Raw genomic sequence first — 23,281 nt, 5'->3', positions numbered from 1 at the left:
TACTCATGGATGAGCCGATTCTGTACCTGGGTGACCGGGGGTTTCTCAAACGTTACGGCAGCCCCTACTCGGCGCAGCAGGTCGAGGAGATCGCGCGCCGGGTATTGGCCAGTTCCAACCTGGGCATGGCCAGCGGCGACTGGCCCACAGCCAAGGCCGTCAGTAATGCCTTGGCCGGCGGCCCACGAACGCGGCATATCTATCATTCGCGGTTTCTTCTGCGGGTGACCGAGCAGGCAACAGGGCAGGGCGTCAGTGTCCGTCAGGTCCAGGCAGCCCCGGCGTACTACTACACTGCACTTGGCTATACCTTCACCGCCGATGCGCAACAAATAGCCGAAGACCTCGAAATCATCCGGTGCTGCCAGCCTGGTTTGGTGACCTTGGGTGGCGACTGGCTGGACATACTACTGGCGCAACAGCAATACGCGCTGCTTGAGGCGATCCTGCGACAGATGGAGGCGGCCATTCCGGCGGCCTCGCGGATTCTCCTGGGGTTCCATCCCAGCGCCGGCTTCCTGCAGGTGTTGAAAGAACGGCCGTTCGCCGGCGCTGCGGTGCCAGTCAACCTCTTGAATATGCAATGCGCGAGCTACGCGGGCTATCTACATCAGATCAAGGCCCGGTCCCGGCTTTACGCAGTGCATTGTCTGGCGGGCGGCGATATTCCTTTGGAGCCTGCGCTGGACTACGCCTTTCATCATCGCCAGGTCGATGCTTGTATTGTCGGAGCTACCCGTACACGGCATATCGAGGCATTGGCGGCTTGCGAGGCTGGTTTCAGGAGTTCCATGAGATGAACGTGATTCTGATGCGCTGTGCGCGGCAGGTCGACGAGGCGTTATTGCAAGACCACCTGCAAACGTTGCATCGGGCACATGACAACCTGCTAGTGATGTCCGGCCGCTCAGCCTGCTATGCCCCGGTCCTGGCACTGGCTGACAGTCTGGAGATCCAGACCCAGGTCTTCGAGCAGGATTTCTACGATCCGCAGCAGGTGCATGGGGCCCGCAAGATGGACTGGTTGTTCGATCCCTATGCCGGTCGCAACGGCAGCCTGAGCCTGAGCACGCTCTATCATGCATTTGCCATCGAACTGGAAGCGATTTTTTGCCGACACAGCGAAAGCACTCTGGTGATCTATCTCGACCAGTTGCTGCTGGAAATTGCATACGCCGTACTTGCCGGGCTATCCCTGCAGACGCTCCAAGGCTTTTCTCTGTACCTCGAAGAACTGAGCATCGCGGTCCTTGCCAGGGTTCCATTCAAAGGCGGGTTCCAGACCCTGTTGCTGAAATCAAATGTAACGCCGGCGCAAGCCTTCGTCGGCAGGCCGGAATTGAAACTGGTGAGGTGACGCTACCGCCCTGTTGGCGTGATTGCCGATCCTCCCTTGAGTGAAGTGAAAAGGAGTGTTCATGGACCCGCAACGCAAGGAATATTTGGCGACAGAAGCGGTTTACACCGGTGATTCGCTGCGCATCGGCGATGAGTACGTCATGCATGAATGGGAGAGGCCACTGATCCGCAGGATGGTCGAGGACCTCAAACTCACGCCTGATGACCGTCTACTGGAAATCGGCTTCGGCATGGGCATCTCGGCCAGTATTCTGCAGGAGTTCGGCCCGGTGTCCCACACGATTGTCGAACCCCACCCCCAAGTGCTGCTCCAGGCTGAGCGCTGGAAGGGCATGCGCACGAACATACAGTTGCACCCAGGTTATTGGCAGCAGCTACCCACCCAGCGCTATTCGGCGATCTTCTTCGATCCGTTCGCCGATGACATGGCTGCGGTTGACGACGAGAACCTCCAGTTCCTCAAGTTCGCCGCACAATCGCTGCTCGACGATGGCGGACGCTTGGCCCTGTTCTGCATCCGGCCCTTGCTGCCGCTGGAGTACCAGCGCGTGATGTTCGAACACTATCGCCGCGTGGAAATCAGCTCGGTGCAGGTTGCCCCCAGGGATACAGCCGACCCCACGGCGGAGTTGGACGGGCGAATGATTTCAGTTGTGTTGCACAAATAGGAAAAGCCTCGTGTCCGCCATCGGGCCGGCTCGCCGGAGGAGCCTGGCCCAACATGAAAAATAAGCCATCAGTAACAATAACGGTGATCGTGATGAACAAACTTACAGCACGTCTTGGCCTGGTCAGCTTTCTGTGGTTTTTTGGCAGCCAAACATGGGCTCAGACTCAGCCCCCGACAACTGCGGCTGCAGCTTCCACCAGCAAGGCCATGACCATCATATTTGAGCCACCCAAGGGACAGGAGGAGGCGTTCCTGAATACCTTCGTCACCTCGCAGGCTGCGTACATGCAAACTTATGCCGGCAAATCGAAGGAAGGGGTCAAGGTGATCAACCTCATCCCCACCGAACTGGGCGAGCCGCTGATCCACCTGATGATCTACCGCGATGCGGTGGCCTTCGAGCGGGCCAAGCAAATATTTGCTTCACGCGAGGCCATGAGCGGCTATATCGACGGCCATGTGAAAGCCTACGGCGGTTACCACATTCCCAAGGAGTACCTGCGTCATACCAAGGTGTACATGAGCAATGTGCTCACTGAGTAAAAACGGCCGATATAAAGCACAGAGAGAGTCCTGCCTATGCGCGTGGTCATCGGGTCGTTGTTTATCGTCCTGGTTTTTGCGGTGCCCGGTCTGCAAGCCAGCAGTCGTGGCGAGCCCTTCATGTTGAGCAACGGTTGTATCAATTGCCACGGCTTTGAGGGGCAACGCACGCCCGGGGCGATTCCTTCGCTGGCCGGCCAGCCCGAGGCCTACTTGTACAAGACCCTCGCCGCTTATCGCGATGGCACTCTCAAAGGCACCATCATGAACCGGGCGATGGAAGGGTACGACGACCGGACACTCAGGCAGTTCGCCAAGTATTACAGCGGTCTGCCGAAAGTCTTGCTGGGGGCGCCGCCGTCCCAGGCACCCGGCCAAGGGGAGCAGTTGTACGCTCAACACTGTTCCAGTTGCCATGACAAGCAGGCGGATACGCCGTATGTAAAAGGACAAAATGCGCGATATATGGAAGGAGTGCTGAAGGATATGGCCACGGGCGAACGAACGGTTCCGGAGGAAATGGCCAGCGCGATGTCTGCCCTCAAAGGCGAGGAATTACAAGAGTTGCTGGGTTACCTGCAAGGTTGCGTGCGGGAGGCTCTATGCCGATGAACCGACAACGAAGACTGCTGCTCAAGTGGCTGGCCACTGGTATCGGCGCTTCCTCAATCCAGACGCTGGCCACGCCGATGGGTCACGTGACGGCCTCATCTTATGCTGTAGTGGTGATCGTCGGCGGCTTTGCCGGCGCAACTTTCGCTCGTACGCTCAGGCGCCTGGATAGCAGCGTCGGTATCACTTTGGTCGAGCCCAGCCCGCAGTATCATTGCTGTCCACTGGGGGTTGAGTACCTGGTAGGCAAGCGGGACGAAGAAACCCTGATCTTCGGGTACGCGCAGTTACGCGCCGAGGGCATCGAGGTGGTGCATCAGAGGGCGCGCTCGATTGATGCCAAGCGAAAGCAGGTCATTCTTGTCGATGGTTCGGTACTTGGTTATGACCGCTGCGTAGTTGCGACGGGCATTGGCTACAAGTACGAAAGCATCGCCGGTTACAGCGAGGCGGTGGCCCGTCGTGTACCTCATGCCTGGGGCGGCGGCGAACAACTGCGTCTTCTCCGGCAGCAACTGGAGGCTATGCCCAACGGCGGCAATGTGTTGATCTCGGTACCTGTGGACGATTACCGCTGCCCGCCCGGTCCATATGAACGGGCTAGCCTGATTGCCGATTATCTCAAGACCCACAAGCCCGATTCACGCGTGATCATTCTGGATGCCAAGCCGCGGTTCGCCAAGCAAGCGCAATTCGAGCAGGCTTGGAAACGCTTCTATGGCTATGGTAGCGAGCAGGCCAACATCCAGTGGATCGGCGCCTTGCAGGGAGGCACCGTGCAAGGTTTCGACGAAGCCAAAGGACAGTTGCTGACGGAGGGAGGGCCGGTCAGTGGCCAAGTGATCAACATTATCGCGCCCCAGCAGGCTGATGATTTTTCACGGTGCAACGGCCTTGCTGCCGAACATGGCTGGTGTCCAGTCAACACCCAGACCCTGGAATCCTTGTTGGTACCGGATGTGCATGTGATCGGCGACGCTGCCTACGCCGAGAAACTACCCAAGTCAGCCTTCGCCGCGACCTGTCAGGCCAGAGTCTGTGCATTGGCCATCCATAGCCAGATGCACGGCCTGGCGTTGCTCAAGCCGCAATACATGAATGTCTGCTACAGCCTGTGTGCTGACAACTACGGTATCTCGGTGCTGCTTCACTACCAGCATGACGCAACCCGCAATCTCATCGAGATCCAAACCCTACGGGTCACCCCCCTGGACGCCAACGACGAGGATTATCGTCGTGAAGCGCTGTCGGCCTACAGCATGTTCGACAGCTTGGTCAAAGAGGCGTTTGGCTAGTGTGGTCTCGCGAGTCATGCGTACTGGCGGGCGATTTTCTCGGCAAGGGCAATTACGGTGATATTGGTGGCTACCGAGGGCACATCCGGAAAGATGGACGCATCGACTATCCGCAAAGCTTGCAGGCCAAATGGCCGTGCATTCAAATCCACCACGGCGCGCGCGTCGCCTGGACGCCCCATGGGCGCAGATGAAGTGGGATGGTGATAGGTATCGAGGCTGGACCGCACGCTGGCGAGCAGGGCTTCGTCCGAGTCGTTGCCTTTGCCTGGATTGAGCTCCGAGTGAATCAACTCCCGCAACGGTCTGGTGCTACCGATCTTGCGAGCCAACCGAATACCCTCCAGCAGACGCTGACGGTCTTCTTGCCTTGCGAGGAAATTCAAGTCGATGCGCGGCGCAACAAATGGATCACGGCTGGCCAGGGTCAGTGTGCCTTGGGACATGGGGCGGGTCAGGGCAACAGCGAGTACAAACCCCACCTTGGTCGGGCTCTGGTCGTGCGGGAACAGATGGATTGCCGTGATGTGCAGATCAAGATCGCCATGACTGGCGCTGCTGCTATGGGTCCACAACTTGGCACCAATGGCAGGTGACTGTCGGCCGATCAGTTCGGGCCGGGCTGCGTAGGCATTGTAATAGAAGGGGTGATCCATCAAGTGCTGGCCAACGGGTAACTCCACCACTTGCTCGATGTTCAACGCCTGCAAGTCAGCTTTAGGCCCGACACCGGAGCGCAGCAGGATGGCCGCACTACCATAGGTTCCGGCCGACAGGATCACTTCGCCGGCGTGCAACGTCTCGCCATCGGCCAACCGTACGCCAATTGCACGATTGCCTTCGAAAAGCACCTTGTCCACCAAACTATCTGGGCGGATTACAAGGTTTTTGCGCGCGCGGACCTCATCGTTCAAATATGCCATGCCGGTATTGATGCGCACGCCATTGACGATGTTCATCGGGTAGGGCCCCACACCGTCAGCGTCGGCCCCATCGAAATCGTTGATGATTTTGAATCCGTTGGCCAACGTCGCATCCATGAACGCCTGCTGCATTGGCGTTACGTCTGCGCGCTTGAGTTGGTGTACTGGAAGCGGTCCTTCGTGGCCGTGCAAAGTAGCGTCGCCGCCGCTGCGGGTTTCAAGTTTCTTGAATGAAGGCAGCATCTCTTCATAACTCCATCCGGGCAAGTTCCAGCGCTTGAAGTCGGTGTCGCGTGCACGGATCGCCACCGCCCCATTGATAGCCGAACTGCCTCCCAGTACCTTGCCACGCAGCGCCCCAATAGGGTGACCGACGTAACCTGGCTGAGTCTTGTAACCCCATTCGAACTCAGGGTTGGCATTGGCTCCGACAATGTCGCTGTTGGCGACAATTTCCGGATAACCTTGCGGACCGTAACTGTGACCCGCCTCAAGCAGCAGTACCCGACGGTTGCTGTTCTCACTCAAGCGCCGGGCCAATACCGCACCAGCAGATCCGCCCCCCACAATGATTACATCCACGCGCGAGCTTGCGTCCGAGTCTTTGGTATGAGACTCGCCGGCAGCGTAAACACTGGTCAGCCCACTGCCTGCTGCCAGGGTCGCGGCGACTGCAACACCGCTTGCCAATAGAGTCCTTCTTGAGGGGTTACCGATAGTTTCTCTCATGCATTTTCTTCCTGTTGAAGGTGAGGTCAGATGCGTGCAGAGGGAACGATAAAGCCGAGCTCGCCTGCTTAATAAGCCTGCAAAAAGCGAATCGACATTTCGTATTTGGCGAACGAACAGCTGCGCAACCGACGTACATTTTTGTACGCCCGGATTTCACACAAAAATGTTTATTTCAGTGGGTTCAATCGAGGACAGTGTGTGCAACACAACCTACTTCAGGAAGCACACAATGAAGCTATTCAAATCCATTTACTCAGCAGTACTGCCGTTCGCATTCGCACTGTCTATCTCCAATAGTGTGTTCGCATCTGCGCTGCCCGACGCCCAGGCCAGTTACTCGATGAATGTCGGCAAGTTCAAGGTGGTTGCCCTCTATGACGGCTACCTCCCTGCCGATATGGTCAAGATCCTTGAAGGGGGCGATGGTGCCCGCATAAGTACGCTGCTTGAACAGGCAGGGCTGGATAAAGATGCGCGCATGTCCGTCAATGTTTATCTGGTCGATACAGGGGACAAGAAAATCCTGGTAGACACCGGCGGTGGCGAACTGACCGGAAGCACTGCCGGCCGCCTGCTGGAAAGCATGAAGGCCGCGGGCTACAGCGCCGATCAGATCGATGTGGTACTGATGACGCACTTGCATGCCGATCATATCGGAGGGTTGTTGAACGGGCAGCAACGCACGTTCAAGAATGCGGTAGTTGAGGTCAATGACAATGAGTTGAACTACTGGATGTCGGACGCCTCCATTGCGTTGGGCAAAGAGGACAAGCCTGAAGCATTCTCTGCAGTCAAACGTTATCTCAAACCTTACCAGGACGCCGGTCGTGTCAGGACCTTCAAATGGGGGGACAAGCTTTTTGCGGGCATTGAAGCCATCGATTTACGCGGGCATACCCCGGGGCATACTGGGTTCAAGGTCAGTGAAGGAGGGGACCAATTGCTGTTCTGGGGCGATGTAATCCATGTGCAACCGGTTCAATTCCCTGAACCGCAAGTCACCGTCATCTACGACAGTACCCCAAGTCAGGCAATCAGTACCCGTAAGGCGGCGCTGGAAGATGCCGCCACATCCACTGAACGATACTGGGTTGCCGACGCCCACATTGATTTCCCTGGTATTGGCAAGGTGGCAAAGAAGGGCGAAGACTACCTCTGGCAGCCCGTTCAGAAATGAGTGCTGAGTGATTAAGCGCAACGGCACTGAAGACAAGGAGCATTCATATGGAGTGGGGCGATGTTAAGGTCTTTCTTGCCGTTGTGCGCGCTGGAACCTATGCCGATGCAGCAACGCAACTGAGGGTCAGCCGACCTACGGTGAGTCGCCGTGTGCAGGCCCTGGAAGAAGCGTTGGGCCAAAAATTGTTCCAGCGCACCGGGGAGGGGCTGGTGATCACGGCCGAAGGCGAATCCATTCTCGATTTGGCAGAAAGCATGGAACAAAGCGCTTTGGCGTTAAATCGCAAGATGGCAATCCATGATGAGCACCTTGAGGGCGGTATAAGAATTACCTGTCCGGAGTGGTTCGCCGGCTATGTAATGCCTGACTTGATGGCTTGCGTCGCGCGCAAGCATCCGAATATTCGAGTGGAAATCCTGACTTCGCCGCGCATGCTCGACTTATCGAGACGTGAAGCCGACGTTGCACTTAGAAATGTTCCCTTCGACCAACCGGATATTGTTCAGCGCAAATTGATGGACGTTCGATATGCGGTGTACGCGGCGCAGAACTACAGCGTCGCCAGCGGTACAGGGGAGGGGGTCAACCTGATTCTGATGAATGCAGACCTCAACCATTTTCCGGATGTGGCATGGCTACAGCAATTGCTACCCGAAGCGTCCGTCATGCAACGCAGTAATGATCGGATCATTCAGGCGCAGTTATGCGCGGCAGGGCTAGGACTCGCGGTATTGCCCGTGGTCGTGGGGCAAAAAATCCCGGGGCTTAAAGTGATTGATCTGCAAGCGTCTCCACCAGGTCGAGAACTCTGGCTTGGTTACCATCGTGATTTGCGTGATGTACCACGATTAAAGGCGATTGTGCGCGCACTCTTGAGTGCGCAGGTAATAGTTTGAATATGGTGAGGATGTTATGAAACGCAGCAACATCAGTTTTGTTTCCGAGGAAACTCTATTAAAGGGCTGGCTTTATGAGCCAGAAAACACCTCGTCTGCAACACCCGCTATTGTCATGGCGCATGGTTTTACATCGGTCAAGGAACAATACCTTGATAAATATGCGGAGGTGTTCTGTTCGCAAGGTTTTCATGTACTGGTCTATGACCATGCAAACTTTGGTGACAGTGAAGGCACGCCACGGCAGGAGATGGACCCTGTCTTGCAACGTCGTGGCTATCGCGACGCCATTACCTTTGTGCAATCACTTCCAGGCATTGATCCACAGCGAATTGGCATCTGGGGAACAAGTCTGAGCGGCGGACATGTCATAGAAGTTGCTGCAATTGATCGTCGCGTAAAATGCGTTGTTGCTCAGGTTCCCTCGATCAGTGGCTATGAATCGGCGAAGCGCCGGCTACGCTCGGACCTCGTGCCTGCCATGCTTGCTCGCTATGACAATGACCGGCAGGCCCGTTTTGCAGGTGCACAACCCGCAACCATTGCGGCGGTGTCCGATGACCCGAGCGTTGCCTGTGCCATGGTAGGAGCAGATAGTTATGAGTTCTTCATGAACACTAGGTCGTTTGCGCCGAACTGGAAGAATGAGGTGACCTTGAGGAGCACCGAGTTGTTCCGGGAGAACGAACCTGGTCATTTTATTTCGCGTATCAGCCCAACACCGTTCCTGATGATTGTGGGGGATAACGATCTTTTGACCGCCACGGATATATGCCTCGCGGCTTATGAAAAAGCACTGGAGCCAAAGAAGCTTGTGATGATCAAAGGAGGGCACTTCACCCCCTATGTTGAAAACTTCAAGGTTACCAGTGAAGCCGCTGCCAGCTGGTTCAATCAACACCTCAACACCTGACATGACCAGGCCTTCAAAGCAAACGAAGATCTCGGGCTTTGCGCACAGTCAACTGACGGTTTCCAGATAAGCCGTCAGTTGCTGTTCCCATATAGGAGGACTGCCAATCTGTTCGATCAGAAAGTTCGACAAGGCCTCCATCTTGGGCGAGGTGCGCTGAGACTGGCGATAAACCAGCGATATGTTACCGCCCCGAGGCTCGTAAGAAGTCAACACGATCTGTAGCTCATCGGCAACGATTGCATCCACGGCAAGGAACGTAGGCAATATCGCCAGCCCCATGCCAGCTTTTGCCCCCTCCAGCAATTGAAATCCATTGTTTGTGCGCATCCGGCTTCGAACCCGGAAAGACTCTGTCAAGTTACCTACCGGCAATGCCCACATGCCGTGAGGCTCACGATGCACATACAGCAGGGCATGGTGCTCGGCCAGCTCCTCGGGCGTTTGCGGCGCACCATGAGTGGCTATATACCCAGGACTTGCACAGATGAGATGGCGGTTTCCAGCAATGCTTCTGGCGACCAGGGAGGAGTCAGGCAATTCACCAATGCGAATCGCAGCATCAAAGTTCTCCTCCTGTAAATTCACATAACGGTCATCATATTCAATATCCAGGCGCAACGACGGGTAGCGCAGTGCAAAAGACGAAAGAATCTGCGTCAGATAACGGCTGCTGAACGCCATCGGTGCCGACAAACGCAGGTTGCCGCTTAATTCTGACGTGAACGCAAGAATGGCTTCTTCGGCGTGCTCAACATCTGCAAGGATACGTACGCAGTGCTGATAAAACACTTTTCCCGCCTCAGTCGGGCTTACTTGGCGACCTCGATCGAAAAGAATAATGCCAAGGCGTTTTTCCAACTGCCGGATACGCTGGCTGACCACCGACTTGGCTGTTCCAAGACGCCTTGCGGCTTCTGAAATACTGCCGGTATCAACGATTACCACGAAGCACTGCATTTCAGCCAACTTGTTCACGGTCGCTCCTGTTGCTGTGCCATTGGGCGCACCTACGGTTTTCAGGAAAGAGTACCGCACTTTGAACCCGACCTACCTGTAAGTGTTATGAGTGCGCAGGTGTCCCTGATGACGAGACGTGATCCAGGAAATGATCTGGAAATAGCGAGGCAGACAGTGAACGGGGCTTTGGATCTCATGCACACTGGGTTCGCGAGACAGCAGCCCTGAATTGAACATCTGACATAGCACCTCGTTTAAAAGTGGGCGATGCCAGATGTTCATAAGCAGCTCATGGGCCCGAGATTGCTCACTGATCGCTCTCGAATCAGCGCGATTGTTCATCGATTCTTGAGGACGTGTTGGCGTTGGCCATTAAGTCAAAGCGGGTGGACTTAAATGGGCGGGCCTTTCGACGCTTTAGCGGGTGTTTTCGATACTTCGCTGCGGATAAAGCGCCTGCCAATGGGAAATTTGCTGTTGGATGTTCCAATAAATGATGTGCTCGTAGAGTTTTTCCACAAAATCCACATCGAACCCGGTCTCGACGGCCCACTCGCGGCGGTCCTGCAGCATCGCCGCAACCCGTTCCGGCGCGGGGATCGCTTGTTCGTTGGCCTTGAAGCGCACGGCGGCTTTCACGTAACCCAAGCGCTGTTGCAGTGACTGAAGGATCTGACGGTCGAAAAAGTCGATGCCAGCGCGGATGTCGGTGAGGCTTTCGCACGCCTCGGGTACTTTCAGTGACGACATGGTGTTTGTCTCTAATAGGGGTTCGGTTTCAGATTACGTCGAAGCGTGGGCATGCCAGCCGGGCAGTGGCAGGGGGGCGCTCATGGGTGTCTTGATGAGCACGGGCGGCGCCAATGCTCCAGGCGTCGGTGTCACACTCGGCGATGACCTCATCAATCAAGGCATCGATCATGCAGTTGTCGTGATGATGAGGCGTGGTGATCAAGTGCGCGGTGTCGCCAGAGGTGGCCAGGCAATACTTTTTCGCGATCCCTTCTGACGGGCAGGGAAACACCACGGTGATGGAGTTCTCGTTGCGCCATGCATCGATGCCGGCTGCCTGGAAGCGATCCACGGCATATTGCGCCTGGTCCAGACAGTGGCGGATACGCTGGCGCCAGTCGGCGAACGAGTGGCTGCGCAGTGCCGCCCACATCATCAGCGGCGTGTGGCCATTGCGTGAGCCGCTGATGGTTTTGTCATGGGCCAGGATGTAGTCGACTTGCACGGAGATGCGCGCCACGTTCTTGCGCTTGGCCACCACGATGCCGCATGGGATCGGCGAACCAATCATCTTGTGCCCGGACACGCAGATCGAATCGATGCCGTCGGCAAACGTGAAAGGTTGTGGGTGGTCGACGAAGGGCAGGATCATCCCGCTCAGTGCCGCGTCGGCATGCAGGTAATAGTCACGCCGGGCAATGCCCGCCAGTTGCAGCCGTTGTTGGATGGTCGCGATGTTGTCCACCGCGCCACGCATCGTCGTGCCGATATTGGCGAAGATGATCGGGTGACGCTCCTGGTCGGCGGCGATCTTGAGCATCAGGTCGTCGTAGTCGATCTCGCCGTTGGGCAGGGATTCGACGGCACGGCATTTGATGCGCAGCAGCTTGACGATCTTGGCCACTGAGTAGTGGGTGTCCTTGGAGTAATACAAGGTGCCGTCAGGGAACAGTTCGCGGGCCAGGTAGCAGCCGAACATATTGCCTTCGGTGCCGCCATTGGTGACGTAGCCCCAGCTGTCTTCGAGCGCAATGTCGAACAGCTCGGAGAAGTAAGTCATCACGTCCTTTTCGAAGTCGAACGAGTTCAGCACATAGTTGCTGTACTCGTTCCAGTCCCCGCAATTGTTGATCGAAAACTGCAGGAAACGGTGCAACTGGGAGTAATCGAAATCGGCGGATTCGGGGTAGCCGATGTTGAAGTACTGATGGGTCACGCAGTGCTGCCAGAAGTGTTCAAGCCTGCTTTGGTCGGCCGTGGATAAAGTCATCTCTAACTCCGTTTAAATCGACTGGGCGAAGCGGCCCGGTCAGGCCGCTGTTTTCCGCGTGTCCACCAGCGACCACCAACTGGCGAGCGTGGGCGAGTCGGCCAGTTCTTCAAAGGTGACGGCGATTCCACGCTCCTTGAGTTCGGCGGCGAGTTTCATCACTTGCAGGGAGTCGAGGCCGTAGAAAATCAGGTTTTCCTCGGGGTCCAGCTCTTCACCGTCTTCGATCAATTGCAACACGCGGGTTTTGAGCCAGGCGCGGGTGGTTTCCGCCGTCAGCAGATGGCGCAGCTGTTTCTTGTCGATCTTGCCCACGGCGGTGAGCGGCATGGTGTCGATCAGCCGGATGCGGTCGGGCAGTTTGTATTCGGCGATGCCCAGTTCGATCAGGTGGCGGCGCAGGGCGGGCGGCTTGAGGTTGGGATTGCACGAGACGACGAAGGCGCAGCTTTTTTCCCCGAGTGCGGCGTCGGGCATGGCGACCAGGCCGGCGTGGGTGACCTCGGGGTGCAACACGATGAGGTTTTCGATCTCTTCGGAAGCGACTTTTTCGCCCCCCCGGTTGATCTGGTCCTTGACCCGGCCGACGACGCGCAAGTCACCGCTGGGTGTCATTTGCACCAGGTCACCGGAGTAGTAGTAACCCTCGTTATCGAAGGCTTGAGCGTTCTGTTCGGGGCTCTGGTAGTAGCCGCAGAAGGTGTAGGGGCCGCGGGTAGCCAACATGCCGGGCTCGCCCTCCGCTACGGGCACACCTTGTTCATCGACGATTTTGATTTCGTCCCCCGGGCTGATCGGGCGGCCTTGGGTGGTAAAGATTTGCTCGTCGGTGTCATCCAGGCGAGTGTAGTTGATCAGGCCCTCGGCCATGCCGAACACCTGCTGCAGTTTGCAGCCGAGCACCCCGGGCACCTGGCGGGCCAGCGAGTCGGCGAACACGGCGCCGCCGACCTGGAGGAATTCAAGCGATTGCAGTTGCTCGGTGCGCTGCGGCGCGGCCTGCAGCCACAACGCGACGGCACTGGGCACCAGGGCGACGGTGTTGACTTCGTGGCGCTGGATCATTGCAAAGCAGGTCTGCGGTTCTGGGCTCGGCGCCATGATGATGGTACCGCCCGCGTACAATACGCCCAGGGCGCCCGGCGAGCTGAGCAGGAAGTTATGCGCTGCCGGCAGGGCGCACAAAAAGCGTGTTTGTGCGCTCAGGCCGCACACCTCGGCACTGGTGCGGGCATTGTAGTGGTAGTCATTGTGGGTGCGTGGGATGAGCTTGGGTGTGCCGGTGCTGCCGCCGGATAACTGAAAGAGAGCAACTTCATCTGGTGCGCTGGGAGAGAAGTCCACGCGGCTGTCGCTTGGGCTTTCAATCCATGCGGTCAGGTTGTTGGGGAAGTGCTGTTCGCCGAGGAACAGCGTGACCTGAGGGCTTGCGCCGACTTCGTTGAGGTCGGCGAGGTAGCCGTCATCACGAAACACTTCATGCTCACGCGAGGCGATCAACAGCTTTGGTGTGATTTGTTTGGCGTAGCTTTTGAGCTCCAGTTTGCGATGGCTGTAGAGCGCGTTGAGCGGCACGATGCCGGCCTTGAGCAGCGCGAACAGCACGATGTAGAACTCGGCGATGTTGGGCAGTTGCACCAGCGCGGTGTCGCCGTGGCCAAGTCCGTTGGCGGCCAGGCGCGAGGCCAGGTTGGAGGACAGTTGGTCTAGCTCGCCGTAACTGAAGCGACGCTCGCCGCAAATGATCGCGCAAGCCTGGGGCTGTGCTTGGCTGCGGGCCTGAAGCAGGTGGGTGAGGGGTTGATCGATCCAGTAGCCGTTTTCCCGATAGCGTTGTGCTCTTTCGAGGGGCCAGTGCGTGAATTCTAGAGTCATGAGGGTCACTGCTGAAAAATGGGGAAGTTAGTGGGCCAGGCCGCATGCGCGCAGCATGGTGCCGAGCTTGGTCTGGACTTCTGTCCATTCGGAGTCGGGGCTTGAGGCTTCGACGATGCCGGCGCCGGCGAACAGGCGGACCTTGTTGCGCTTGATGGTGCCGCATCGGATGGTCACGACCCATTCGCCGTTACCTTGGGCGTCGCACCAGCCGACCATGCCGGTGAACAGGCCGCGCTCGACGTGTTCGACGAATCGGATCAGGTGCCGGGCGCGCTCGGTAGGGAAGCCACAGACCGCAGGGGTTGGGTGCAGGCGGCAAGCCAACTGCAAGGCCGAGATGCCGGGGTTGGCCAGGGTGCCTTCGATACGAGTGGAGAGGTGCCACAACGCAGGCGTGCTGATCAGGCTAGGGCGCTGTGGCACGTTCAGTTGCGTGCACAATTCGCTGAGCTGGGAGGCGATGTCTTCGGTCACCAGGCGGTGTTCGTAGTGGTCTTTTTCCGAGGCGGCCAGCCAGTCGGCGTTACGTCGGTCGGCTTCGGGGTCAGCCATACGTTTGGCCGAGCCGGCCAGGGGGTTGGACACGAAGTCCAGACCGTCCTTGTGCACCAGCAATTCGGGGCTGACGCCGATCAGCGTGGCGCCGTCCGGCATGGGCACGCGAAAGTGGTAGCCGCCGGGGTTCTGGGCCCGCAGATTGTTCTGCATGGCGCTCACGTCCACATCTTGGGCAAACAGCAATTCGCGCTGCACCGAGAGCACTGCCTTGCGCACGTCGCTGTGGCGGAAGTTGACGATGGCGTGTTCGACCGTGCGCTTGAAGCCTTGCTCGTCCGGTATGTTTTTTTGTTCAAGCAGTTCCGGCATCGAGGCCGCGCCGGTTTGCACGGCACCGCTGCGGGCGCGCCACTCGGCGTGTTCGGGGATGTAGAGGCAGGACGCTTCAGCGGGGTCGAAGGGGATGGCACCGACGATAATCGGGTTGGCCTGGCCAGCTTTGCGCGCTTGTTCAAAGGCGTGCGAAACGGTTTTTTGAAACAGGCTGCTGGCGTTTTCGCCGGCGATGGCCGGAGTTTCGATACGTTGCAACATGCCGCTGACGGCTAGCTCACGATCACCCGAGGTAAATGAAAAACTCCGCGTTGCATCAAGCTGTTGCACCTCATCCATGTCGCTCGTCCTAAGGGTGCTCGTTCTCATTTGCAGAAAGCCTCCGTGGCTTGTGGTCGAAAATTTATATCTTGAAATATAATCATTATCGTTTTTAATAGGTGACGCTAATCATTTAGATTTGTCAATCACATGAGTGGACCATGAGAGAGTTAACTTCGATGCAAGCCGCCTGTTGGATCGGGCGTACTGCTCACGCCTTTTTAGGGAGGGTTTCGGCTCATCTTTATGCCGAGTTCGATGGCCATTCCATTGAACTGGACCGCTTACGCGAAGCGCTTGAGCGGGCCAGCCTGCTGCATCCGATGCTGCGAGTGCGGGTGGATGCGCAAGGGCTGCAATTCATTGCTTCCATGGACCAATCGCCTCAGTTGGAAGTCGAAGACCTGCGTGCCATGACCGCGCCGGAGGCCGCCCACCACCTGCTGGCCAAGCGGGAGGCGTGGACACATCAGCAACTGGACCTCGGCCATGGGCCGGGCGCCCGGTTTGCAGTAAGCCTGATGGCGGACGATAGGTTTCGCCTGCATGTCGATACCGACATGATCGCCATCGACCCATCCAGTTTCCGCACGCTGATGGAGGACTTGGCCCGGCTTTACGAGCAGCCCGATGACACGCTGCCGCACACGCCATCCTTCTTCGATTGGTACGACAAGGCCCGTGTCGACCCGGCGCTCAAGGCCGCTCGTGATCGCGACCGTGCCTGGTGGCGTGAGCGCCTGGCGCACGTTGCCCCGGCACCCACCTTGCCATTGCTTGAACGCCCGCCGGAGCAAGCGCAAAGCCACCGGCTCCATACCTGGCTGGGCCCCGTCGAGCGTCAGGCATTGCAACAAGTGGCACGGGAACGCAGGATTACCCTCTCGACCTTGATGATGGGGCTGTTTGCGGCGGTGCTCGGTGAGCAGACCGGCGACCGTAGCTTGCGCCTCAATGTACCGACGTTCTGGCGCCAGCCGTTGGTGGATAATGTCGAGCGCGTAGTGGGTGACTTTGCCAATGTGTTGATTCTGGATGTGGACATCGAGTCCGCCGCCACGCCGGCCGTGCTGTGTGCGCAGCTGGCGAAAAAAATGGTCACCCTGCTTGAGCATTGCGCCTATCCGGGCGTGAATGTGATGCGCGATCTGTCCCGCCATCAGGGTTCGCCACAGCTGGCGCCGGTGGTCTTTACTGCTGCGCTGGACATGCCCGGTGGCGACTTGCTTTCGCCGCGCGTCCGGCGTGTATTCGGCCCGATGAATTGGGTCATCTCCCAAGGGCCTCAGGTGGCTCTTGATGCACAGATTGCCTGCGCCGATGGCGGTATCCTGATCAATTGGGATATCCGTCTTGATGCGTTGCCACTGCCGTGGGTAACGACGTTCTTTGACCGCTTTGTGGCGATTACGCAGGAAGTGGCGGCCGATTCTCGCGCGTTGGATCAAACGCTCAATGTCGGTGTATCGCGCACTCTCGAAAAACCACTGTCAGCACTGCAGCAGGCGTACTTATTGGGCCGTGGCACCCAGGTGCCTCTCGGCGGCGTGGCCATGCAGGAGTTTCGTGAATACCACGGGGCCATGGACCCGACGCTGCTGCGCAGTCGCCTGACGGCGATGGTTCAGCGCCATGACAGCCTGCGCACACGGGTGGATGCGCTCAAGCTGGTGAGTTATGTCAGCGATGAAGCCTGCATCAATCTAGAGGAAGTTGACCTCACCTCGATGTCGACGCAAGCAGCGTCGGCCTACATCGATGGGCGTCGTGAGGCATACGCCCACGCCATCTTCGAGCTGGACCGTGCGCCTTGGAATGTCACGATCTTCCACCTGCCCGACCACCAGTTGACAGTGTTCGTGCGCCTGGATGCGTTGATCCTCGACGGCCGCTCCATTGCTGCGTTGTTGGTCGAGCTGTTCGACGGCCTGACTGGCGATGAGCCCGCTGCCGAGGCTGCGCCTGCCTCGGTGGATCAGACCGGTCAACGCAAGGCCGATGCGGTTTACTGGAAGACCAAGCTCGCCGATGTGACGGGTGCACCACGCCTGCCATGGCGGGTGCCGCTCGATCAAGTGCGGGCATCGCGCTACGAGCGCCAAAGCCGGCAAGTGCCCAAGGCGGTATTCAACGGTTTCTGCAAATTGGGCGCCCGGCAGCGGCTATTCAAGAACTCCGCCCTGATGGCGCTGGTAATGGAGGTGCTGTCCCACTGGATCGATGAGGGCAGCTTGTGCGTGGCGGTGCCTGTTGCGCCGCAAACGGGTGGTGCATTTGCCAATCGTTCCAGCTTTATCGCGATCAACCGAAGCGAGGCTCCCGGCACCTTGACGGAGCGTGCGGCGAAGCTGCAAGTGGACGTGCTGGAAGGGCTGCAACACCTGGCCTATTCGGGCGTTGACCTCGCCCGGTTGCTGTTCGAATCCCACGGCCCTGGGCCAGTGCTGCCGGTGGTGATTACCAATGGTTTTTCCTGGCCAGTGTCGGCGGCGAACAGTCTAATGCAGTTGCAAGGCGGCCTGACCCAGACGCCTCAGGTGGCCATGGATATTCGCTTCTGGGCTAACGCCGAGGGCGCGCTGATGCTGGATATCGACTATGCACGGGAAGTCCTGGACCCAGCGGTGGTTCACGACATCCTGGATGCGCTGGAAAAGGCCATCAGCCAGATCAGCGCCAGCGGTGAGTTTGCCATGGACGCTACCGCGATCATCGACACCTCTCACTATCGCCTCAATAGCTCGACGACCGAGGCCAGTGCCGAAGGATTCCTGGCGCAAATCGCCAAGCACCTGTTCGATCCCGCCAATCAACGGATCGCCCTGATCAGCGGCGAGCGGCAGATCAGCTACGCCGAACTGGGAGCGGGGGTGTCGCGTGTCATTGCGGCGTTCAAGGTCCGTGGCATCGGGCCGGGCCAGGTGGTCGCCATCTGCTTGCCACGCAGCCCGGAGCACACCACGCTGACCTTGGCCTGTGCGTTGACGGGCGTGATCTGGGTACCTATCGACGCCTCGGCGCCAGACGAGCGTCGGAAGTATCTGTTGGAAAACTGTCGACCCGATCTGGTGGTCATCAGCTCGGGCGAGACGGTCGCGCAAGCCCACGCCACGCCGAACGAATTGCTGGCCGGGCCGCAGCCCAGTGCGCCAATGTTGGATGATCGCTCAATGAGCGAAGCGCCGGCGTATTACCTCTACACCTCAGGCACCACCGGCAAGCCCAAGTGCGTGGTGTTGTGCAACCGTGCCACGGCCAATGTCATCGGCAGCACCTTGTCACACTGGCGCGTGAGCCAGGGCGACGTGTTCATGTCGGTCACCCCGCTGCACCACGACATGTCGGTCTTCGATGTGCTTGGCTGCCTGACGGCCGGCGCCACTCTGGTGCTGCCTGGCGTCGGCGAGGAAAAGGATGCGGTGCGTTGGAATCAGTTGATCGCCAGGCACCGTGTGACATTGTGGTGTTCCGTGCCGGCCATTCTGGAAATGCTGCTGTCGTGCCGTGGTGAACATGACTTGGTCAGTCTGCGCCTGATCGCCCAGGGCGGCGACTACATCAAGCCGGGCGTGATCGCCGAGTTGCGCGGGCTGCTGCCATCGTCCCGCCTGATTTCCCTGGGGGGGCCGACAGAAACCACGATTTGGAGCATCTGGCACGACATCACTGCTGATGACCAGCTGCAAATTCCCTACGGCCGACCGTTACCGGGCAACTGTTATCTGGTTCTCGATGCCCAGGGAGCCCATTGCCCAGCAGGCGTTGTCGGTCGCATTCATACGGCAGGCGTCAACCTGGCCCTGGGCTATCTGGAAAACGGCGCGCTGGCACAAACCGAATTTATCAGCGTCATCGATGAGCACGGCCAGGCCGTACGCGCATTTCGGACCGGTGACTGCGGGCGCTATCGCCGTGACGGCACGTTGATGTTCGACAGCCGTGTGAATGGCTACGTGAAGGTGCGCGGCGTACGCGTGTCGCTGCCCGACATCGAGATCGAGCTGATCAAGCATCCGGCGGTCAGGCATGTGCTGGTAGTGGACTACGGCGAACAGCGCCAGGGCGAGGTCAACATTGGTGCGCTGTACGTGAGTGCCGAAGACGCCGCCCCCTTGACCGCCGCCGAGTTGCGCCAGTTCGCTCGCGAGCATTTGCCGCAATCCCATGTGCCCACGCGATTCCTGGCGGTGGAGGCGCTGCCGTTATCGCAAAACGGCAAGCCTGATCGCCCGCGTGCCCGCAGCTTGTTGCAGGAACCTGCCGAAGAGGTCGTTGCGACCCAGGGCAACAAGGTCTTGGCGATCTACCTGAGTGTGTTGGGCAGGCCCCCGCAGTATGGCGCCAATGCATCGGTCGACTTCATCAGTCTGGGCCTGCGGCCCCAGCATTTGAAAGCCATCGCGGCCCGGCTCCAAGAGGAACTGGCGGTGACGCTTTCCCCCGGACAATTACTGCGTTGCCGTAACGCACAAGATGTCGAGCGATTGCTCGCCTGCGCATAACCACATAGCAATACCCAGGGAGACAGATTGGATGACGGATTTACCCACTGTAGATATCGCCGGTGTTGGCATCGGGCCCTTTAACCTCGGGTTGGCCGCTTTATTGTCCAAACATTCCGGCGTGACCAGTCTTTTCCTGGATCGCAAAGCCGAATTTCGTTGGCATGAAGGGTTGCTCTTACCGGGCACCACGTTGCAGGTGCCGTTTCTGGCGGACCTGGTGACGATGGCCGACCCGACCCACGAACTGAGCTATCTGAATTACCTGCACCAGCACGATCGCCTGTATCAGTTCTATTACTACGAGAACTTCCAGGTGCCGCGCCGCGAGTACGATCACTATTGTCGTTGGGCTTCGCTGCAGTTGCCGACGTGCCATTTCGGCGAGGATATCTGTGATGTGACTTACGACGCGGGCGCCGAAAAGTTCCTGATTGAAAGCCAGTCCGTGTCGGGCTTCAAACGCTACTATTCCAGTCGAAACCTGGCGGTAGGCATCGGCACTACGCCGATATTGCCGCAATGGACTCAGGTAAAAAGCACGGCGCCCATCATGCATTCGGCGGAGTTTGGCAAGCGCCAGGCGCAGTTGTCGGAATGTCGGCGTGTCACCGTGATTGGCTCCGGCCAGAGCGCCGCCGAGTGCGTGCTCGCGTTATTCAATGAGCTGACCCCCGAGCGGATTGCCGCGGGCGCCTCGATCCGCTGGATCACCCGTTCAGCCGGTTTCCACCCCATGGAATACTCCAAGCTGGGGCAGGAGTGCTTTACGCCGTCCTATATGGAGTACTTCCACAGCCTCCCGCGTGAGCGCCGTCGTGAGGTCGTGGCCAAGCAGGGGTTGTTGTACAAGGGCATCAGTTTTTCCACTATCGCCGCTATCTACGACTTGATCTATGAGCGCTCCATCGGCGGCAATGATCCTGGCCTGACCTTGATGTCCAACTGTGAGGTCGAGACGGTCGAGGATGTCGCCGGTACGCTGCGTATTGCCTATCGGCATCGTGAGCTGGACCAGACCGGCAGCCTGGAGGCGGACGCGATTGTGGCCGCCACGGGCTACGGGCATGCCTGGCCGCAGTGGTTTGAGCGGCTCAAGGGGACAGTGCTGGAAACCGATGAGCACGGTGACTGCCTTGTGGAGGATGACTTCACTGCACGTCGCTGTGATGACGGGGCAGGGCGTATCTTTGTGCAGAACGCCGAGATCTTCCAGCATGGCGTGGGCTCGCCGGACCTGGGCATTGCCGCGATTCGTAATGCGAGCATTGCCAATCAACTGCTCGGCCGCCCGCACTACCGCCTGCCCAAACGTTCGTCGTTCCAGCGTTATGGCATGCATGAGGTTTAGTGCGTGAAAGGCAGGGCCTTGGTGTTACCAAGGCCCTGTTGAAGGTCAGACGCGGATGTGGTCCAGGGTGATGCCATCGGCGCCAGGTGTCGCAAACAGCGCGAACATCTGCTCAATCGTGGCGCTCATGCGAGCCATCTGTTCTGCACTGTAACGATCCGAACGGTAGGTGATCACCAGGCGCAATGCGCGCTTGCCGTCGAGTGTGTTTTCCATGATCTCGAACTGAATACCGAACATCGACTGGTTCTTGTCCGGGTCAATCTGGCGGTAGCGGATTGCGCCGTTGTCCGGTGTGCTCAGGGCGCCGTTCAAGGCGTTGTTGGCGTGAATCTGGATGTACACGTCGAACAGCAGTCCATCCGCCGGCGTCATGCCCAGGGCCTGTTGAATCTGCTCCATCGGCACATCGGCGTAGGCCATCGAGTCGTTGATCAAGCGACTGACGCTTTCAATCATGGCGCCGACGGCTTGCCGAGCATCGAATTGCACGCGGTGCGCGACCATGGTGGTGAAGTAGCCGACCGTGTCGTAATACGCGGGGTCTGTGCGACCGGAAGCCGACGTGCCCACTACCAGGTCTTTCAAATCGCCGAGCTTGTACAGGGAAAGCACGATTGCCGAATAAACCACGCCGAACAGTGACGCGTTGTTCTGGCGGGCGAAGGCGTACAGGTGGTCGGTCGTGCCCTGGGTGGGCTTGATCTCAAACCACTGGGCCTTGGTCGAAACCTGTGCGGGCTGTGCCTCGGAGGAGGGCAGCGTCAGGCCACGGGTGGCGTCGCGCAGCATACTGGTCCAGTAGTCGAGGTGCTTCCGGTTGATCCCGGCGGCTTGCTGGCGCACGGCGAACTCATGGAAGGACGGTGCCGGGCTTTTCCAGACGGGCGCTTTGTCGGCTGCACGGGCCAGGTAAGCCTGGGCCAGTTCTTCCATCATCACGTTGAGCGACCATTCATCGATGGCCATATGGTGGACGAGCAGCGACAAGGTTTGGCGTTGATGTTGCGAGCCCTGAATGAAGCGCACCCGCAGGGGTAACTCGCGGGTCAGATCGAACTGATAGGTGGCTTCACTTTGCAGGGTGACGCCCTGGCTTTCGCGGCTCGGCCAGAACCACTTGAACTGCGATAGCTGCGAGGTCGGCACGATTTGCTGGTATGCCTCGTCACTCTCGAAGTGGAAGGTGCTACGCAGGCTGGCATGGCGCTCAAGCAGGTCATGGAATGCCTGCTCGAACAGCACTTCGTCCACCGTGTCGAGAAACTCCACGGCAAACGGCAGGTTGAAGATCGTACCGAATTCGAAGGCGGCGTAAGCGCGTCCCAGGGATGCCTGGGCCAGTGCAAACGGTGCTTTTTGTACGTCTTGCGGCGAGCCGGTGGCGGTCGTTGGCGCAGCGTCTCTCGCGATGACCTGGGCGCGCGCCGCCAAGGCGGTTGCCGAGGGGGCGCTGAAGAAATCATTGAACTGGACTTCGATGCTGTGGCTGCTCAACAGCTTGCCGATGATGCGGGTGGCCAGCAGCGAGTGGCCGCCAAAGTCGAAGAAGTCATCTGTCGCCAACATGCCCGGTTCCGCCAGGGCTTCGCGGAACTCGGCGAGGATGATGGCTGCAACGTCAGGTGTTTCGGTTTGGGCGGCGTTCTCGCCGATGTCCGCCTGGCGGTGCAGCCAAGGCAGTGGCGTATCAACTGTGTGCATGATCTTGCGGTACAGGTCGTTCGCCTGGCAGGTCTGGTCAAGAATCGGGTGAAGGACCAGTGCGAGGATGGGCGCCTCCGGCGTTTGCATGATCAGCGCCTTGAACGGCGGCTGGTGCTCAGCGTCCCACGGCGCGGCTTGTTCGGGGAGCAGGTAGTGACTGGCGTCACCGGTTACCTGAATGCGCTCGATGCACGCTTGCCAGTCGCGCGCCTGGACCTTGTCGACTTCGCCGTCATCGTTGAACTGATAGCGGGCATTCAGCTCGGGGATTGATTCGATCACCGCCTGGAGTGCTGACTCCAGCCTTGCGGGGTCGACATCCGCGTCGAGTTTCCAGGCACTCAAGTGCTTGAGAATGCGCTCGGGATATTGCTGCTGCAAGAGCCAAATATGCGCTTCGTAATCGGTGGCAGACCGTTTCGAAAACGTATCTGGAGTGAGTTCCATCATGGAAGTTTCCCGCCTTATCAGACTGAACAGTAAGAAGTAGAGATGGCACCAAGTGCCGACAGACCCATCCTCGGTCTGGTGTAACGCCTGGGAACCCGGGCGTCAGAGGACGTGCAATCCGGCTGCGTTGCAGGGGCTTTATGAACACCGTATGAT

Annotated in this window: 18 protein-coding genes; 11 read left to right on the top strand and 7 right to left on the bottom strand. The window is 58.6% G+C overall.

The window, feature by feature from the left end:
• Positions 1-5: 5 nt before the first annotated feature.
• From PSEBG33_RS13240 to PSEBG33_RS13260, 6 genes are all read left to right on the top strand, one after another.
• On the top strand, positions 6-800 hold the full coding sequence (locus tag PSEBG33_RS13240; protein WP_005788386.1) for a hypothetical protein: 795 nt from the start codon (positions 6-8) through the stop codon (positions 798-800).
• Positions 797-1,357 carry a hypothetical protein gene (locus tag PSEBG33_RS13245; RefSeq protein ID WP_005788384.1) on the top strand — a complete coding sequence of 187 codons (561 nt, stop codon included), beginning with the start codon at positions 797-799 and terminating at the stop codon, positions 1,355-1,357. Before PSEBG33_RS13240 ends, PSEBG33_RS13245 begins: the two co-directional genes overlap by 4 nt.
• 61 nt (positions 1,358-1,418) lie before the next feature.
• A complete protein-coding gene (locus tag PSEBG33_RS13250) occupies positions 1,419-2,027 on the top strand; it encodes a class I SAM-dependent methyltransferase (RefSeq protein WP_005788382.1) in 609 nt (202 codons plus the stop codon).
• Positions 2,028-2,080: 53 nt separating this feature from the next.
• Complete coding sequence (locus PSEBG33_RS13255; RefSeq protein WP_005788380.1) at positions 2,081-2,572, top strand: hypothetical protein; 492 nt, start codon at positions 2,081-2,083, stop codon at positions 2,570-2,572.
• Between the two features lie 36 nt (positions 2,573-2,608).
• Positions 2,609-3,184, top strand: a complete 576-nt coding sequence (locus PSEBG33_RS28215; RefSeq protein ID WP_005788378.1) for a c-type cytochrome — start codon at positions 2,609-2,611, stop codon at positions 3,182-3,184.
• Positions 3,181-4,479 (top strand): FAD-dependent oxidoreductase, encoded by a 1,299-nt coding sequence (locus PSEBG33_RS13260; RefSeq protein ID WP_005788376.1) that lies wholly within the window; start codon positions 3,181-3,183, stop codon positions 4,477-4,479. Before PSEBG33_RS28215 ends, PSEBG33_RS13260 begins: the two co-directional genes overlap by 4 nt.
• Positions 4,480-4,493: 14 nt before the next feature.
• Here the strand turns inward: PSEBG33_RS13260 and PSEBG33_RS13265 are convergent, their stop codons facing one another.
• Complete coding sequence (locus tag PSEBG33_RS13265) at positions 4,494-6,131, bottom strand: GMC family oxidoreductase (protein WP_005788375.1); 1,638 nt, start codon at positions 6,129-6,131, stop codon at positions 4,494-4,496.
• 232 nt (positions 6,132-6,363) lie between these two features.
• On the opposite strand from PSEBG33_RS13265, the gene PSEBG33_RS13270 reads away from it, so the two are divergent.
• Genes PSEBG33_RS13270 through PSEBG33_RS13280 form a run of 3 tightly spaced genes read left to right on the top strand, consistent with a single transcriptional unit; the run spans position 6,364 to position 9,123 of the window.
• Entirely contained in the window at positions 6,364-7,311 is a 948-nt protein-coding gene (locus PSEBG33_RS13270; RefSeq protein ID WP_005788373.1) for an MBL fold metallo-hydrolase, read from the top strand.
• A gap of 47 nt (positions 7,312-7,358) precedes the next feature.
• Positions 7,359-8,210 (top strand): LysR family transcriptional regulator, encoded by an 852-nt coding sequence (locus tag PSEBG33_RS13275; protein ID WP_005788371.1) that lies wholly within the window; start codon positions 7,359-7,361, stop codon positions 8,208-8,210.
• A gap of 16 nt (positions 8,211-8,226) precedes the next feature.
• Entirely contained in the window at positions 8,227-9,123 is an 897-nt protein-coding gene (locus PSEBG33_RS13280) for an alpha/beta hydrolase (protein WP_005788369.1), read from the top strand.
• A gap of 48 nt (positions 9,124-9,171) precedes the next feature.
• Here PSEBG33_RS13280 and PSEBG33_RS13285 read toward each other — a convergent pair whose 3' ends face one another.
• The 5 genes from PSEBG33_RS13285 to PSEBG33_RS13305 form a co-directional block, all read right to left on the bottom strand.
• Positions 9,172-10,101: a LysR family transcriptional regulator gene (locus tag PSEBG33_RS13285; RefSeq protein WP_005788366.1), complete on the bottom strand. Its 930-nt coding sequence runs from the start codon at positions 10,099-10,101 to the stop codon at positions 9,172-9,174.
• A 399-nt stretch (positions 10,102-10,500) separates the two neighbouring features.
• Positions 10,501-10,833: an isochorismate lyase gene (locus tag PSEBG33_RS13290; protein ID WP_005788364.1), complete on the bottom strand. Its 333-nt coding sequence runs from the start codon at positions 10,831-10,833 to the stop codon at positions 10,501-10,503.
• 28 nt (positions 10,834-10,861) lie between these two features.
• Entirely contained in the window at positions 10,862-12,085 is a 1,224-nt protein-coding gene (locus PSEBG33_RS13295; RefSeq protein ID WP_005788362.1) for a histidine decarboxylase, read from the bottom strand.
• Positions 12,086-12,124: 39 nt separating this feature from the next.
• A complete protein-coding gene (locus PSEBG33_RS13300; RefSeq protein WP_005788360.1) occupies positions 12,125-13,960 on the bottom strand; it encodes a (2,3-dihydroxybenzoyl)adenylate synthase in 1,836 nt (611 codons plus the stop codon).
• 27 nt (positions 13,961-13,987) lie between these two features.
• The gene (locus tag PSEBG33_RS13305) at positions 13,988-15,163 is read right to left on the bottom strand and encodes an isochorismate synthase (protein WP_005788358.1); all 1,176 of its coding nucleotides are present in this window, start codon (positions 15,161-15,163) and stop codon (positions 13,988-13,990) included.
• Positions 15,164-15,276: 113 nt separating this feature from the next.
• Between PSEBG33_RS13305 and PSEBG33_RS13310 the strand changes: the two genes are divergently transcribed.
• Both PSEBG33_RS13310 and basC read left to right on the top strand, forming a co-directional pair.
• On the top strand, positions 15,277-19,617 hold the full coding sequence (locus PSEBG33_RS13310) for an amino acid adenylation domain-containing protein (protein WP_005788357.1): 4,341 nt from the start codon (positions 15,277-15,279) through the stop codon (positions 19,615-19,617).
• A gap of 31 nt (positions 19,618-19,648) precedes the next feature.
• Complete coding sequence (gene basC / locus PSEBG33_RS13315; protein ID WP_005788355.1) at positions 19,649-20,968, top strand: putative histamine N-monooxygenase; 1,320 nt, start codon at positions 19,649-19,651, stop codon at positions 20,966-20,968.
• A gap of 45 nt (positions 20,969-21,013) precedes the next feature.
• Here basC and PSEBG33_RS13320 read toward each other — a convergent pair whose 3' ends face one another.
• Positions 21,014-23,125: a condensation domain-containing protein gene (locus PSEBG33_RS13320; protein WP_005788353.1), complete on the bottom strand. Its 2,112-nt coding sequence runs from the start codon at positions 23,123-23,125 to the stop codon at positions 21,014-21,016.
• Between the last annotated feature and the right edge of the window lie 156 nt (positions 23,126-23,281).

The sequence above is a fragment of the Pseudomonas synxantha BG33R genome, assembly GCF_000263715.2.
Taxonomy (GTDB): Bacteria; Pseudomonadota; Gammaproteobacteria; order Pseudomonadales; family Pseudomonadaceae; genus Aquipseudomonas; species Aquipseudomonas synxantha_A.
Note: the sequence above shows the minus strand (reverse complement) of the source record. Positions and strands in the feature narration are given on the sequence as shown.